Origin of the sequence: Legionella beliardensis (assembly GCF_900452395.1) — a bacterium.
GTDB lineage: Bacteria > Pseudomonadota > Gammaproteobacteria > Legionellales > Legionellaceae > Legionella_C > Legionella_C beliardensis.
This window is the reverse complement of record NZ_UGNV01000006.1, coordinates 1-16,788: the sequence shown is the minus strand read 5'-3', so window position 1 is coordinate 16,788 and position 16,788 is coordinate 1. Positions and strand designations below refer to the sequence as shown.

The window sequence follows — 16,788 nt, the reverse complement described above, 5'->3', positions numbered from 1 at the left end:
TACGCTAAACGGCTGCGTTGCAAATACAATTAAAGATAATAAAAGTTAAATTTTAGGTAGATCTTACTTGTAAAGTCCGAACTGCTCATTGATAAAAGACACTTCATTGCAAGTACCATACATCCAGGCATTAAATTGTCCTTTCTTAAACATGCGCATGATTTCAAATCCTTTAATGGTGGCATAAGCGGTTTTCATCGATTGAAAGCCTAAAGTTGGATTAATGAGCCGTTTAAGCTTGCCAGGGTCAGCTTCTAAGCGATTATTACGATATTTAATTTGATGATGTTGAACACGGGCTGAAAGGTACCCTTCTTTTTTCAAGACTTTAATCGCTTAAGCATAAGCTGGATTTTTATCAGTATTGATCACACTAATATCACAAGTTGGATTGTTCTTTATTAATTTTTTCAAAAATCGAATAGCTGCTTTGGCATTGCGGCGATGAGACAGATAAAAATCAATGGTGTTACCACCCTCATCAATGGCTCGGTACAAGTATTTCCATTGGCCTTTCACTTTGATATACGTTTCATCGAGATGCCAACGGTTTGAATAGCGCTTTTTATACCAGTCTAATCGCTTTTTTAATTCAGGCGCATAATGCTGTACCCAGCGATAAACCGTCGTGTGCTCCAAGTTTAGACCACGCTCTGCCATCATTTCTTCTAAATCTCTATAGCTGATGCCGTACTTGCAGTACCAGCGTACGCATTGCAGGATCACTTAGCCGTGAAAATGACGCCATTTGAAATCAGATTGATTTTTTAAACTCCTAGAAGTAACTAGCTAAATCTACTTAGTATACAATTATCTTATTTTTTGCAACACGACCAAAATTTATTACTTTTAGCAAAAAAGTTTGCATGTAAATATAATATTACTTGCTAAAAATCCGGTTCTGTCATTATATCCAAAAACAGGCGGCATCATCGAAAATTATGATGTCGAGAAAAAAATCCTTTTTTTGTAGGTTCAGCTATATGAGCTGAAGTGGGTAAAGTTGCTTCGTTAGGAAATTTATTAACTATTTTTTTCAAATCGTCACACTCTTTTTTTAAAGTTACATTTTCTTGTTGCAGAATCCTTATTTGTTCCTCAAGAACACTTAATTTATCGAGTAGCTGAGAAGTTGAATAATCCTGAGTTACAGCTGTTGCTTTTTTAAGTATTTCTGAGCACTCAATTTTGAGAGCACTTAACTCTTGATAGTGTACTCTACGAGTTTCTTCTTCTTGTTTTCTTTTAAGTTCACTCTCATCTATTATGCTAACTAATTGCGCTTGAGTCTCTTGAAATCTTAAAGTACTTTCTTCAATTTCTTGTTTTCTTTTGAGTTCACTCTCATCTATTATGCTAACTAATTGCGCTTGAGTCTCTTGAAATCTTAAAGTACTTTCTTCAATAAATGCATTTGCTTTCTTTAAGTTTTCTACGTTTTTCTCGTTTTCGAGCCCGAGAGTGATAAAAGCGCTTTCTAAACCGGTTAGCTTTCTATTTGAAAGGCTGTCTTTCTCGCTAGCATATAATTGATTAGCAATTATAGCTGCTCCTTCTTCAAAGATATGTCTCAATCGTTGTGTTTCTTCTTCGCCTTGTTCACTAGAAAGATTATATTTCACTTGATTGCTAACTAATTTGGCAACAGTTCCAATACTAGGCATAACGCTCATATCAATAGCATTAACAGCATTAGTCTTAGGCTTAAAAGGAAGCATAATGATTTGAGCTTCTGCAAATAAGGCATCAATTCTACCTATTTTCTTATGTAAAAACCGGTAGGCTTCGAAAAGCCCAGCCGTCCATGACTTTGAAAATGGCTCTAAATTTTTATAATAATTTCTTGCTAAATCCACTTTGATTTGGATAGTCGAAAAAAGAATATCAGTAGGATTACATTTTAGATCTTTTACTAAGGTTTTAATTTCGTGAGATAGTTGTTGAAGCTCTTTAAAACCTACATGGTTATAAGGTACTGGTTTAGTCATAAATTAAAAATCTTGATTCATTGAATGGCAATAATATATTCAGCTTTAATAATGTCAATTAAAATCAAAACATCTACAATTAGATGTATGGGCAAGGAAGTTAATGAAGACGCTTGGTTTTTCAAGTCAAAAGCCTATCAAACGTGCCTATCAACAAAATGCGAACAAGGTGAAGACGTGGGTGACTCAAACCTACCCGGCTATTAAAGTCAGAGCATCAAAAGAAGGGGCACGAATCTATTTTGCCGATGAAATGGGTTATCCAATCCACTGATAATCGTGGCAGAACTTATGGCTTGATTGGCAAAACACCTGTGATTAAAAAGTCAGGCTCTCGAGTTAAAGCTAATATGTTAGCAGCCATTAGCCCACACGGATTCATGAATTGGATGGTCTTTACAGACACGTGCGATAGTTAAAAATTCATTGAGTTTTTAGAGCGTATGCGCCGCCAAGTCAAGCAAAAAATATTTCTTATTGTTGATAATCTTAAAGTACATCACAGTAAAAAAGTCCAGCGTTACATTAATCAGTTTAAAGAAGACATTGAAATTTTTTTTGCCCCCTTATAGCCCTGAATTAAATCCTCAGGAGTTAGTTAACCAAGATGTCAAGGCTAACTGCAATCATTTGAGCGCACTGAAAACCTTGAATGACTTAACCATAAATATTCACTATTATCTGACAAAAATTCGATTTAATCCCGATAAAATCATGAACTTCTTTAAGAAAAAAGAGGTTGCTTATGCAACTATATAATTATGGCACTGTTGCAAAAACGACGTTTGTTTGTAATTTAATCTACCTTGATTGAATAATAGAATTAAAAAATGCGCTCAATTAAACCTTTGGCTTTTAAATGGCGTCAATTTCAATTTTGCAATGTGCTGGTACTGCAAATATGGGCTCAGTTATCGCAATTTAGAAGAAACGATGGCAGAACGTGGATTCACACTGGATATTACGACAATTTATCGCTGGGTTCAGCACTATGCGCCTGAGTTAAAGAAAAGACTAGACTGGTATAAAAAGCGTTACTTAAGAAGATCGCACCTCGATGAAACCTATATTAAATTGAAAGGCGAATGGAAATACCTATATAGAGCCATTGATGAAGGTGGCAATACCATTGATTTTTACTTGTCCCATCGGCGTAATGCCAAAGCAGCTAAACGGTTTCTTAAGAAACTAATCAATAATAATCCGACTTGTGATATTAATGTGATTAATACGGATAAGAATCCAGCTTATAATCAGGCCATTAAGGAATTGAAACAGGAAGGAAATTTAGCGCCGCATGTTAACCATTTGCAAATCAAATATCGTAATAATCGCCTGGAATTAGACCATAGTAAACTCAAACAACTGATTAATCCTACGCTTGAGTTTCAATCAATGAAAACTGCCTATGCGACTATTATAGGCTTTGAAATCATGCGAATGTTTAGAAAAGGACCCTATTTAAGATTCAGCGTCTAATAATGACAAAGCTCAGTAATTCAATAACTAACCTAGCTTAAAGGTTAGGCTGTGGGCTATTAGAGGGCAATTGTTCGTTTAGCAATATTTTATAGTTTGTTACGAAGGCTTGTAGAAACTGGTCATTTTCAGGTATGGATTGCAAAAGTTGCAACAAATCCCGTTCTTTTCTCTCTGGTTGACTGATTAGCACATTAATTAATTGATAAAATAGTTTAGGGTAAGCACTAACTAGAGAATTACCATCCTCTCTTATGAATTTATTTTGCTCAGCATAAGTTAGCTTAGTTACCAGTTTAATTAAACACAAGCCAACAACCCCATGAACATTTACATTGTTATCTATATAACCAGACATCAAGACAGTTAATAACTCAGCTTGGTTAGTTTCTCCAAGCTCTTTACTCTTTAATTTGGTTTCAATCTCATCAAAAATGGTATTCGCTAGTGTAAAGTCTTGACCTTTTAGTTTACATATCAACTTTAGTACAGCCAATTTATTTGTTAATCCTAATAAAGGATTTTTTATAAGCCACCATAAGGCACTTAGCAGGCGATTATAATAGGCTTTCGAGAAAGAAATAGCAGTCATTAGTGAGTACTTTTGCGAGTATAATAAGCTCATTATCAAGCGTTGCTGATAACTAACTGCTGCTTGCTCTTGCTTTTCTAATAAGGCAATCGTCGCTATAAACGACTGTTGCTTATCTAATACGCGACACTTTAGATATAACTCTTGAGCAGGCAGTTTTGAGTAAATTAAAAGTAATACATCAATAGGTAAGTTTGCAAAGAAATTAAGGGAGAAGGGCATCGTATTCTTTAAATGATAAAAGAATATATTTTAGTGATTTTATGAATTTTTTTAAAACTGATTATTCAATTTTTTCATTTAAGAAAAACCATTACAAAACGACCTATTTTTTGACATTAGCTAGCTCATTACAAATAAGCATTACATCCTAAAATTATTTTCTGAAATGGATCCTAAATCATTGTATTCGATTGCTTTTTGAATACATTCAAGTGCTATTTTGCGTAAATTTTTAAATAAATTATTTTTTCTTCTGCGGTTTGGGGCAAATTAGTGTTATAAAGGTATTGATTTATTTTATTAGTATATCGTTTACTTACACCATTGAAATGGTTCATGTAATTTAAAACTGAGTGGGGCAGAATAGGAAGTATGTTGCCATTCTTAAGGCCAATTTCAGGCGACTGACGGTTAAAAAACCGATATAAAGGATTAACAGCTGGCGTGTTTTTAACTCGATCGATTTCAGCTTGCACTTCAAGCTAAACATTATAAGGCATAACATTAACTTTCAAATTACTTGGAATTTTTGCTTTTATTCTTTCATAAATTTTTTCATCCAGTGTATCAATAATAATCACTTTAATGTTTGGGCATTCGGCGAAAACACGATCCTCAATGCAATTGAGATTTTCTCGTAAAATGATTGTTCTTAGATTACAACATCCATAAAATGCACCAAGCTCTATTGTTTGTAACGTGGGTGGTGTATCAAGTAAAGAGAGATTTTTGCATTCATGGAATGCCCATGCAGCGATTGTTTTAAGATTATGAGGCCAAACTATTTCTATAAGGTTGGTGCAACCTGTTGCGAAAAATTGAATTTAAACTAAATTGTGTTTAAAAATAAAGAAAATTATTTACTAAAACTAAGCTATATATTGTCCTTAGGTTAACTACGGTTGGCGAAATAAGAAACGACCGTCTTGCAACACCACCAGATGTTCATCTTGCTAGACGTGCTACCAACTATTTTGTGCTAAAATTAAACAACAAAAGCTTATTTTATTGTTATATGAACAAACCAGCACCATATGCTTTTTCTCAAATCCATCAAATTATTTTATTTACCTCAAGCGCCTATAGTTAGGTTGAAATCTTTTTTGATTAAACACACAGTAATGCAATAAGACTACTAATAAGTGAAATAGGTTGCAAAAATCAGTAGCCTTTATACAATCAACCCTTTTTTGTTGAGCACTCTATACATGACTTACATTGAATCCTCTAAGCTGATTAATGAAGACCGCTTCATCCATGAAGTTGTTCAAGAAATATTAGCGGGAAACACGAGACGACTACCATTATTAATAGATACGTTTAAGTTACCTGTGTTTAAAAAACGGCTAGAAACGGATAGGGCATTACAACAGGTGATTGCGAAGGTCTGTGCTGACTGTGAGCAGCAAATCAAAGACGGCAACTCCTTTGCTCTGGTACTGCAAGCACGCTTGTATTATTTTGGGATAGGTTATCCACTAGATTATCAAAAGACGATTTACTTGTATGAGCGGGCCATACCATTAGGCAATAGCGAGGCTATGTTTGGTCGAGCGGTGATGCACTATTTAGGCCGAGGCGGCCCAGTAAATCTTCCCGAAGCCATTCGCCTCTATGAGCAAGCGATACAATTAGGCAATAGTTATGCCATGATTGGTCGCGCCCTTATGCATGAGCAAGGCCAAAGTGGCCCTGTAAATTTACCCGAAGCCATTCGCCTCTATGAGCAAGCCATACAATTAGGCAATAGTTATGCCATGAATAATCGCGCCACCCTATATCGATTCGGTCAAGGCGGGCCTGTAAATTATCCCGAGGCTATTCGGCTCTATGAGCAAGCCATACAATCAGGCAATAGTAATGCCATGAATAATCGCGCCTTGATGCACCAGAATGGTCAAGGTGGGCCTGTAAATTATCCCGAGGCTATTCGGCTCTATGAGCAAGCCATACAATTAGGCAATAGTTATGCCATGAATAATCGCGCTTTGATGCATGAGCGAGGCCAAGGTGGGCCTGTAAATTATCCCGAGGCTATTCGGCTCTATGAGCAAGCCATACAATTAGGCAATAGTTATGCCATGAATAATCGCGCTTTGATGCATGAGCGAGGCCAAGGTGGGCCTGTAAATTTACCCGAAGCCATTCGCCTCTATGAGCAAGCCATACAATTAGGCCATAGTGATGCCATGTTTTACCGTGCCGTGATGCATCAGCAAGGCCAAGGTGGGCCTGTAAATTTACCCGAAGCCATTCGCCTCTATGAGCAAGCGATACAATTAGGCGATAGTGATGCCATGACTAATCGTGCCCTGATGCATGAGCAAGGCCAAGGTGGGCCCGTGAACTATCCTGAAGCCATTCGCTTGTATGAATGTGCCGCTCGCCAAGGAGATGCTTACGCTATACATCGCCTTACATTAATAACCTTCAATGAAAATCTAGCGCAACAACTTCTTGAAATCATCTGGCGTGACCTTCTTACGGGGCAATCTTTTACTACCAGGACCCTTTCAGCATTAAGTCAATATTGTAAATCAGAGATTATTAACCGTTTAAAAGAAGAACCCCTAAGCACAAGCCTGACCTTCTTGAAACAACTAAAGACCAATCCCAACCACCCGCTTGCTTTCATTCTTAATGACGGCCAACTGGCGCAAGCGCACCAAACCGACGAATTTAAATCACTCATGACTCAAGCAAAAACAATCCTTGATACACGAATTACTTTTTTTAACCAAGGCACTAAACAAGAAACAAACTCAGACTTTAACCGCTTACCCTTAGAGCTTAAAATGACCCTTTTTTCATTCGTGCAACCCAATCTAGACTCTGATAAACAGGTAAACTTTTTTCTACCTCAATTAAATTTGTTTTAGAAAGGGCCTATAAGATTAAGCGTCTAATTTTAAGGCTCAGCTTAAGACATTAGAGGCCCATTTAATAACTACCTGTTCAACGGTTAAGCTGCGGACTATTGGAAGGTAATTGTTCATTTAACAATAGCTGGTAATGGCTTACAAAGGCTTGTAAAAACAAGTCACTTTCGGATACCTGTTGCAAAGACAGTAGCCAGTCTTTGACCTTTTTCCCAGCTTGACTGATTAACGTGTTAACCAATTGATAAAATAACTGAGGGTGGGTATGCACTAAAGACGCACCTTCTTCCCTGATAAATTTATTTTGGTCAGCAGATGTGAGCTTCGAAACCAAGATAATTAAACACGAGCCAGCCACTTCCTGAGCCTCTGTGTCAGTACCCGTCAGTCTTTCCTTAAGCACTGAGAGCAATTGCCTTACCTCGCTTGGTAACATTCGAGGGATAAGGACAGGTAAACAGTTGAGCATTGCTTGTTGTACCCTCCAATCATTGTCCACTAAATTCAACTGCAAAGCAGGCAGCAGCGCTCTCACCTCACAAGGTGACAGGCACGGGATAAGTAGGGCTAAACAGTTAAGTGCCGCTTGTCGCACCCCCCCATCATTATCCGCTAATTTCACCTGCACGTCGGGCAGCAGCGCTCTCACCTCATTGGATAATACGTACGGAGTAAGCATGGCTAAACAGTTAAGCGCCGCTTGTCGCGCCTCCCCATCATTATCCGCTAATTTCACCTGCACGTCGGGCAGCAGCGCTCTTACCTCGCGGGGTGACAAGTGTGGTATAAGCACAGCCAAGCACTTGAGCGCCATTTGTCGCACTCCCCAATTGTTATCCGCTAAATTCAACTGTAAGGCAGGCAGCAGCGCTCTTACCTCACGGGGTGACAAGTGTGGTATAAGCACAGCTAAGCACTTGAGCGCCATTTGTCGCACTCCCCAATTGTTATCCACCAAATTCACCTGCACGGTAGGCAGCAGCGCTCTCACCTCACGGAGTGACAAGTGTGGTATAAGCACAGCTAAGCACTTGAGTGCCACTTTTTGTATCGTCAGGTCATTATCCAACAATTTTAATTGCACGCCTGACAGTAGTGCACTCACTTTACTGAGTGGCGACTGAGAAATAAGGAGGGTTAAATACTTGAGCACCGTTGCTCGTACAGACCACTCATTATCCACCAGTTTCAACTTAGCTGTTTGCAGCAGCTGGCTTACTTCATCGGGTGACAGGCGAGGGATAAGCACCGCTAAACAGTCGAGCGCCGCTTCTCTTACAAACCACTCATTGTTTGCCAGTTTTAACTGGGCTGCTTGCAGCAACTGACTCACTTCACTAGGCGACAGACGAGGGATAAGCACCGCTAAACAATTGAGCGCCGCTTTTCGTACAAACCAATCATTATTTGCCAGTCTTAACTGGACGGCTTGCAGCAACTGACTCACTTCACTAGGCGACAGACGAGGGATAAGCACCGCTAAACATTTAAGCGCTGCTTTGTGTACCTTCCAATTATTACCAGCCAATCCTAACTGCACGACTGGTAGCAGCAGCTGATTCACCTCATTAGGCGATAGGCAAGGGATAAGCACCGCTAAACACTTGAGCGCTGCGTCTCGTACACTCTCGTGCTCATCCGCCAATTTCAACTGTAGGGCTGACAGCAGCTGTTTCACCTCATTAGGTGATAGGCGAGGGATAAGCATCGCTAAACAGTTGAGCACTGCTCGTTGTACAGTCTTATCATTAACAGCCAGTTTCAATTGCACGATTGGCAGCAGCGCACTTAACTTATCAGTTGCGATAAAGCCAGGTAGCAAGAGGGTTAATAATTCAAACCCTTGACAAATTTCCCCGGAATACTCGCTATTTAATTTGGCTTTAATCTCATCTAAAGTGGCATCTGCTACTTTAAGCTCTTGCCCTTTCAATTGACCTAATAGTCGCATGACAGCCAGTTTACTTGCTAGTTCCCAGAAAGGATTTTTCATAAGCAGCCATAAAGCATTTAACAGACGATGATGAGCGGCTGCCGAAAAAGCAATAGTGGTCATTATCGGATGCGTTTGCAACTGTAATAAATCCATGAGTAATCGTTGTTGATAAACCACCGCCTCCTGCTCTTGCTTTTCTAATAAGGCAAGTGTTGCAAGAAATGATTGCTGCTTATCGAGCAGGCGACACTTTAAATATAACTCTTGGGCAGACAGTTTTGAATAAATTAAAAGTAAGGGTGGATCAGTAGGTAGATTTGCAAAAAAATTATACGAAGAAAGCATGGCGTTCGTTAAATAATAAAAAAGGTATTATAGTGGCTTTATGCTTTTTTTAAAAACAGATTATCTAGGTTTGTCATCTAAGAATAAGTCTTAAGAAAGGGCCCAATTTAAGATTAAGCGTCTAATTGTTGCCAAGGCTAGGATTAGAAAATAGACGCCAATTTAATATGTACTAATCTAGGGATTAAGTTCTAGGCTAGTAGAAGGCAATAGTTCGTTTAACAACGCCTTATAATTTGTTACAAAGATTTGTAGAAGCAAGTCACTTTCTGATGCCTGTTGCAATAGTTGTAGCCCACTCTTTGTATCAGCTTGACTCATTAGCGCATTAATTAATTGATAAAATAGCTTAGAATGGGCACTACCTAAAGAGGCGCCATACTCCTTTATAAATTTATTTTGCTCCAAATCCGTAAGCTTGGAAACCAGGACAATTAACCACAGACCAGCCATTTCATGAGCAGCTGTCTCAGCACCTGCCAATTTTTCCTTAGTTATTAAGAGTAACTGATTTACTTCGCTTGGTGACACGTGATGGATAAGAACAGTTAAACAATTAAGCGCCACTTGTTGTACAATCTTGTCATTATCCGCCAGTTTCAACTGAACTACTGGCAGCAGCGCACTGAGCGCACTGGATGACACGTGGGGAATAAGAACGATTAAACACTCAAGCGCCGCTTCTCGTACACACCTCTCATTATCCGCCAGTTTTAACTGAACCACTGGCAGAAGCGTACTGACATCACTGGGCGATATGTGAGGAGCGAGTACGGTTAAACACTTAAGCGCTGCTTGGCATACAAACCTCTCATTATCCGCCAATTTTAACTGAGCTGCTGGCAGCAGTGCACTGACCTCACTGGGTGATACGTAAGGAGCAAGTACGGTTAAACACTCAAGCGCCGCTTGGCGTACACACCACTTATTATCCGCCAGTTTCACCTGAACCACTGTCAGAAGCGCACTGACCTCACTAGGTGATACGTGAGGAGCGAGTATAGTTAAACACTCAAGCCCCACTTGGCATACAGAACTCTCATTATCCGCCAATTTTAACTGAGCTGCTTGCAGCAGTGCACTAACCTCACTAGGTGATACGTGAGGAATGAGTATAGCTAAACATTTAAAAATCTCTTCTCTTACATACCCCTGATTGTCCGCGAGTTTAGACTTAACCATTTGCAGTAGTGTACTGACCTCCCTAGATGATACGTGAGGAATGATTATAGCTAAACACTTGAACACTGCTTCGGGTACATACGACTCATAATTTGCCAATTTCAATTGAACCATTTGCAGCAGGGCACTAACCTCACTAGGTGATGCATGAGGCATAAATATGGTTAAACAATTGAGCATCTCTTTTGATATATATCTCATATCCGCCAGTGTCGACTGAAATATTGGTAGATGCGCACTACTCTCACTGGGTGACATGTGAGAAATGAGTGTGGTTAAACAATTGAGAGCTGCTTTTTGTACAGGCCATACCTTACTCGCTAGCTTCGGCTGAACTGCTTGCAATACCACACTGTGTTCGCTGGATGACAGGTGGGGAATAAGTACCGCCAAACAATTGAGGGCCGCTTGTGGTACAGGCCATACCTCACTCGTTAACTTCGGCTGAACCGCTTGCAATACCACACTGCGCTCAGTGGGTGACAAGTGGGGAATAAGCACAGTTAAACAATTGAAGGCCGCTTGTGGTACGGGCCATACTTTACTCGCTAGCTTCGGCTGAACCGTTTGCAATATCACACTGCGCTCAGTGGGTGACAGATGAGGAATAAGTACCGCTAAACAATTGAGGGCAATTTCTTGTACATTCACCTTTCCTCGTACATTCACCTTATCCGCCAGTGTCGATTTAATCCTTTGTAGCAGCGCACTAACTTCACTAGATGACACGTGAGGAATAAATACAGTTAAACATTCAAGCGCCGCCTGTCTCATCCTCTCATCACGGCTCAACAGGTTCAACTGAACTGCTTTAAACAGCACACCAAATTGAGCCGTTGCTATAAGTTCAGGCATCAGGACCGTTAATAATTTAAGTCCTTGATAAACTTCTTTATGACGTTTGCTTTTTAATTTAGTTTCAATCTTATCTAGAGTTACATCCTCTAATATAGGCTCTTGACCTTTCAATTTATTTAATAGTCGTATTACAGCTAGCTTACTTGTCAGTTCAAAGAAAGGATTTTTCATAAGCCGCAATAAAGTGTTTAATAGACGATTATGAGAGACTTCTGAAAAAGCAATGGTAGTCAATGTCGGATGCGTTTGTGAATTTAATAAATCCATTATCAATCGCTGTTGATAATCAACCGCCACTTGGTTGTGCTTTTCTAATAAGGCAATTGTCGCCAGAAACGACTGTTGCTTATCTAACAATCGACACTTCAAATATAATTCTTGCGCAGGAAGCTTTGAGTGAATTAAAAGTAAAACATCAACGGGCACGGTTGTAAAAAAGTTAAGAGAAGAAAGCATGGTGCTCTTTAAATGACAAAGGAGTTCATTGTAATGATTTTATGACTTTTTTTAAATCAATTATTCATTTTTAACAAAAAATCTTAAAAAACGGCCCTTTTAATAATTTCGACGCTATTTTATTTAAAGTTAATAAATTGCTATATCGTCTTTTGCGCTAGAGTTATTGTCTAGCGGCCAATGGAAATACTTGTATCGCGCAATTGATGAGGGTGGTAATATTATTGATTTTATTTCTCCCATCGCCTTAATGCTAAAGCAGCGAAACGGTTTCTGAAAAAATTACCGACCTGCGACATTAGTGTTACTAATACCGATAAAAATTCAGCTTATAATCACGCTATTAAGCATTAAAACAGGAAGGCTGTTTATCTAACGAGTAAAGCACCAGCAAATCAAATATCGTAATAACCACTTAGAGTCTGCCCATGGCAAACTCAAACGCTCATTAATCCAACTTTAGAGTTACAATCAACGAAAACCGCTTATGCTACTATCAAAGGTTTGGAAATGATGCGCATGTTTAAGAAAGGACAATTCAATATCTAGCTACATAGTACGAGAGCCGAAGTATCTTTTATTAATGAACAGTTCAGTATTTACAAGTGAGATCTACCTAAAATTAACTTTATATATCCTTGATAGTATTTGTAACGCAGCCTTTAAACTTATATTAAAGAGAACGATCTCTCGTTCTCTTTAATTTTATATTATGGTTGCCAAATATCTGTTATTAATTTTGCTGACAAATCATTTCTATTTAATGTACCAAGTTGATAGATTTCTTCAATTGTTTTTAAAAGACTATAGTGCGTATATCGAGAATTTGAGCGCATACTAGCCTTTACTCCCGCACCTACGAATGCTGTATAAACTTTGTTAGCCTCTGTCCAGGCATCTTCATCAAAAGTAAGAATGAAGAGTGTATCTTTCATCACATTAGGATTATTAAAAATAGGACCGAATGTTTGTGCTAGCCATGCATCAGAAAAACTAACATCAGTATCATGTCCATCATTTAGCTCATTAGGTGTATATAACGCAAATGAAGGCAGGTTATTGTTTGCTAAATCAGTAAAAAATTGATTTGCTGGAACAATATTTTTGCAAATTGTAGGATTATTTTGTACCGATTTAAAACTAATAAATGGTGCATGCTTACGTACATAATTCCCTCGACTTGAACCTGTATAACAAGGGGCCGATGGCAAATCTTCAACATATGCCTTCCACGTTTTACCTTTCTCAATAAGTAAATCGCCCAGATGTTTTCCATCTAAATTGACATTACTGTTCGAGGTTACATTAAATGTACTTCCGCCAATTAGAGCGAAATAATTTGGCTGAGAAGGATGCGTCGTTGCACGAAAATCGCCAAGGTAGGCACCCGTTGTAAGTAGTGATTTCATGAATGGTTGTCTTACTGCATCGACTTCATTGGTATTTTCAAACGTAATCATTACGATATGTTTGATGTTGTTCCATGATGTTGGACGCCCATCACTAACACGTGTATAAGTCACATTAGCTGTTGCACTAGTTTGTGCAATAACATTTGCAGTAACAGGCGCAGCAGAAAAGAAATCTGTGCCATTATTGACATTACTTGCTGTGATTTTATAACTGCCAGGCGCTAAATTGTTAATTTGCCACGGGCTGTTCCAATTCATTACTTGTTGGCGGGTGATGCCTTGTCCTGTTAAAGTCACTTGCGGATTAGTGAGTTCTTGAGCTGGTGCTGCTTGCATGTTAATCGTCAGACTACCAACATTTGCAGCCACACGCATATACTTAACAGTAGCACTTGCTGTTTGATTTGCTTTTACAGTCACTGTAACTGGTGTGGCCTGATAAGTATCCATACCATTAGTAATATTATTTGCCGTAACCGTATAACTACCAGAGACAAGATTAGTTAATCGCCATTCTTGCCCCCAAGGGAGAATTTGCTTACTGGTGTTTCCCATTCCTGTTACGGTGACTTCTGGATTTACTAATTCTTCTACTGGCGCCTTGTCCATCTTAACACTTAAGGTGCCACTTACAGCAACGCCATCTGCAGCTTTAAAAACAAATGGGCTCGTGGGAAGTGGTGAATTTGGAGAAGCATTAAAAGAAATAGTCATTGGATTACTACAGTTAGCATCGGGTGGAAGATTAGGTGACCATTCTGTCCCTCCTACTAGCACCACTTGATTCCCTTGTTGGCTATCTAATTTCCATGCAACCCAGGGTGAACCCCAAATGTTGCTAGGCATAGTAAGTACATAATTAAAATTAAACTCAATATCTTTAAGTGAAATTGACTGAGCGGTATTATTGCAAATTGAAATTGTCGTTACCCAGTTTTTATTTGCTACCGTTACTTTTACAGGAACAGGAACTCGTGCAACAGTTTCCTTATAATACTCTGCAGCATACGTAGTCGACATAAAAAAAAGAAAACACAGACACTTAAAAATTAAAAGCCATACTTGCTTCATAAAAATCCTTTTAAAATCAGTTAAAAATCTATTAAATCTATAAGCTATTAGCAATATTGAAATACTGTCAATAAAATATTCATTTATTTGAATAATTATGAAGACAATATGACAAATATTAGAGCGCAGAAGTATAGGCTCTATTCTTGTCAAAATCTATGATTTGGTTATTTTAGATTTTCATAAATGTAGGTTCATCGAGGTGCCCTCTTCTAGAGTAACCTTGTTTATACCAATCTAGTTGTTTCTTTAGTTCAGGTGCATAGTGTTGGACCTAATGATAAATACTGATGTGTCGATATTAAGATCACATTCTGTCATCAGTCCTGTTACAAAACCAAGGTTGTAGCATACTTTCTGAATTTTGGCGTAGTCATTCTAATGAGTTATAAAAATCGCATAGATTTCAAATGGTGCCATTTAGTTACTGGAATATTTACAACCAGTGTATTACTTTCGGCAAACATTCAAAACCAGGCTTAGAAAAATAGAATCCTTGCATTAAAATAATCCCCTCTTGTTGTAACCATTGCGCTTCTGCTAGATTTTCAATACCTTCTGCAATAACTTGTATATTCAATAGATTTGCAGTTAACAATATCCCTTTTACTGTAGCTTGTTTGGCAGTATTCGTATCAATGTCCCGAATTAATTTTAAATCTATTTTAATATAATTAGGTTGAAAATTAGCAAGCAACCCTAGTCCTGCGAAGCCGGCACCAAAATCATCAATGGCTGTTTTAAAGCCTTTAGCTTGATAATATTGAAAAATACCAAGTAGTTTCTCAGGCTCATGAATTTGTTCACTTTCAGCGACTTCAAAAATGATTTTTTCTAAAGGAAAGTTAGCCAGTTCAGCAGCTTGAATTGTAGTGCGAATACAAAGTTCAGGAGAATAAATGGCATTGGGCAAAAAATTAATAGATAAATAACTAGTAATATTTAATTTTTGTGCAAGATAAATACTACGAATACGGCATTCTTGGTCAAAACGATAACGATTTTCATCAGTAACTTGAGCCAAAATTTCAGCAGCCCCCTCGCCATTTTTGCCACGCACTAATGCTTCGTAAGCAAAAACTTCTTGTTTACCAATATCAATAATCGGTTGAAAAGCAAATGTGAAATCAAAATCAAGTTCTAATTGGCAAATTTTACAGAGCTTCTTTAAATGATGATTATGATTAGTTGTCAATAAATGTTTCCTTACTTTTATTGGGTATCTATCTTATTTGTTAGTCTATATTACTATAGCTAATTAAAGGCTAGAAAAGCAAAGAGGTATTAAAGCAAATTTATCTAGTTCAATTGATGATTACGGAATGATTAGCTGTTTAACATCGGTTCTTAAACTTAGTTTTGTCATAGAAAATATAAAAATAAATCAACTAGGTTAACGGTATTTCATCTGCTATACTCAAATGACGAGGATGGACATAGAATGTCTTAAAAGGATGTATAAAAGTCTTACGGACAAGACGATAGTTACGGATAAACTAATCCTTCCTCGACTACTCTTTTATTTTTATTGTCTATTAGTTGAAATCATGCGATTTTTTAGGGAAAGACAATTCAATGTCTGGTTACGTGGCACAAAAACTGAAGTAGCCTTTATCAATGAGCAGTTCTGCATTGACAGTTGAGATATAGCTAAAATTTAACCCTAAAGGACACATACATTTTCCTTTCCCTTTTCTTTAGCCCTATAGAGCGCTAGGTCTGCTCTAGCAATCAAATCGTTAATACTTGTGTCCTTTTTATCTATTAATGTTGCACCGATACTTACACTGGTTTTAATGTTTTGATTATTTGATATAGCAGTTAGTATCGAATTAGCTTTAATTATTAATTCCTTATTATCTACTCCATGAAGTAGCACCATAAATTCATCTCCACCGAATCGACATAAATAATCTGTTTGCCGAATATTACTAAGACATATAGAGGAAATTAACTTTAATTGCTTATCGCCTTCTAAGTGACCAAATGTATCATTAATATGTTTAAAGCTATCAACATCAATGATCATGATCGCAAAGTTAAGGTTCCTCCTAATATGATTAGCAAAAGAAATAGCAGCAACAGCATAAAAATGATGTCGATTAATAGCACCTGTAAGATAATCTTTATTAGCAAGATTATATAAGTTATCTTGTGAGATTTTCTGTTGGGTAATATCTCTCTCTATCGCACCAAAATAGGAAACTTCACCATTCTTATCAACTAGTGGAATGACTGTAAAATCTAACCAATATTCCTGGCCGTCTTTACTATAATTGAGAAGTTCAACACGAGCAGGCCTTTTTAATACTAATGATCTTTTTATACGCCTTAGCGTATTTACATCAGTATTGGGACCCTGCAACAT

Annotated in this window: 12 protein-coding genes and 2 pseudogenes; 4 read left to right on the top strand and 10 right to left on the bottom strand. The window is 37.9% G+C overall.

The annotated features are described in order from the left end of the window. Positions 1-63: 63 nt before the first annotated feature. Together DYE47_RS15605 and DYE47_RS15600 are read right to left on the bottom strand one after the other, a co-directional pair. Positions 64-726, bottom strand: a pseudogene (locus DYE47_RS15605) (IS6 family transposase). 203 nt (positions 727-929) lie between these two features. Beyond that, positions 930-1,988, bottom strand: coding sequence for a hypothetical protein (locus tag DYE47_RS15600; protein WP_115304369.1), 1,059 nt, complete (start codon positions 1,986-1,988; stop codon positions 930-932). A gap of 103 nt (positions 1,989-2,091) precedes the next feature. Here DYE47_RS15600 and DYE47_RS15595 point away from each other — a divergent pair, with 103 nt between their 5' ends. The 3 genes and pseudogenes from DYE47_RS15595 (at position 2,092) to DYE47_RS15580 (ending at position 3,467) form a co-directional block, all read left to right on the top strand. Continuing rightward, the gene (locus tag DYE47_RS15595) at positions 2,092-2,262 is read left to right on the top strand and encodes a winged helix-turn-helix domain-containing protein (protein WP_115304368.1); all 171 of its coding nucleotides are present in this window, start codon (positions 2,092-2,094) and stop codon (positions 2,260-2,262) included. A 151-nt stretch (positions 2,263-2,413) separates the two neighbouring features. Next, a pseudogene (locus DYE47_RS16680) lies at positions 2,414-2,747 on the top strand (transposase). Between the two features lie 123 nt (positions 2,748-2,870). After that, positions 2,871-3,467 (top strand): IS6 family transposase, encoded by a 597-nt coding sequence (locus tag DYE47_RS15580; RefSeq protein WP_115304413.1) that lies wholly within the window; start codon positions 2,871-2,873, stop codon positions 3,465-3,467. 37 nt (positions 3,468-3,504) lie between these two features. On the opposite strand, the gene DYE47_RS15575 is transcribed toward DYE47_RS15580, so the two are convergent. From DYE47_RS15575 to DYE47_RS16675, 3 genes are all read right to left on the bottom strand, one after another. Then, a complete protein-coding gene (locus DYE47_RS15575; protein ID WP_115304365.1) occupies positions 3,505-4,281 on the bottom strand; it encodes a hypothetical protein in 777 nt (258 codons plus the stop codon). A gap of 215 nt (positions 4,282-4,496) precedes the next feature. After that, a complete protein-coding gene (locus DYE47_RS15570; protein WP_115304364.1) occupies positions 4,497-4,757 on the bottom strand; it encodes a hypothetical protein in 261 nt (86 codons plus the stop codon). 6 nt (positions 4,758-4,763) lie between these two features. Further along, entirely contained in the window at positions 4,764-5,105 is a 342-nt protein-coding gene (locus tag DYE47_RS16675) for a leucine-rich repeat domain-containing protein (RefSeq protein WP_115304363.1), read from the bottom strand. 384 nt (positions 5,106-5,489) lie between these two features. Here DYE47_RS16675 and DYE47_RS15560 point away from each other — a divergent pair, with 384 nt between their 5' ends. Continuing rightward, positions 5,490-7,160, top strand: a complete 1,671-nt coding sequence (locus tag DYE47_RS15560) for a tetratricopeptide repeat protein (RefSeq protein ID WP_115304362.1) — start codon at positions 5,490-5,492, stop codon at positions 7,158-7,160. Positions 7,161-7,236: 76 nt separating this feature from the next. On the opposite strand, the gene DYE47_RS15555 is transcribed toward DYE47_RS15560, so the two are convergent. The 5 genes from DYE47_RS15555 to DYE47_RS15525 all read right to left on the bottom strand — a co-directional run. Further along, entirely contained in the window at positions 7,237-9,441 is a 2,205-nt protein-coding gene (locus tag DYE47_RS15555) for a hypothetical protein (protein ID WP_115304361.1), read from the bottom strand. A 177-nt stretch (positions 9,442-9,618) separates the two neighbouring features. After that, the gene (locus tag DYE47_RS15550; RefSeq protein WP_115304360.1) at positions 9,619-11,937 is read right to left on the bottom strand and encodes a hypothetical protein; all 2,319 of its coding nucleotides are present in this window, start codon (positions 11,935-11,937) and stop codon (positions 9,619-9,621) included. 710 nt (positions 11,938-12,647) lie between these two features. After that, complete coding sequence (locus DYE47_RS15540; RefSeq protein WP_115304359.1) at positions 12,648-14,420, bottom strand: alkaline phosphatase family protein; 1,773 nt, start codon at positions 14,418-14,420, stop codon at positions 12,648-12,650. 436 nt (positions 14,421-14,856) lie between these two features. Further along, positions 14,857-15,615 (bottom strand): EAL domain-containing protein, encoded by a 759-nt coding sequence (locus DYE47_RS15535; protein WP_115304358.1) that lies wholly within the window; start codon positions 15,613-15,615, stop codon positions 14,857-14,859. A 468-nt stretch (positions 15,616-16,083) separates the two neighbouring features. Continuing rightward, positions 16,084-16,788 (bottom strand): GGDEF domain-containing protein (locus DYE47_RS15525; protein WP_115304356.1); only part of this gene is annotated, 705 nt, incomplete at its 5' end.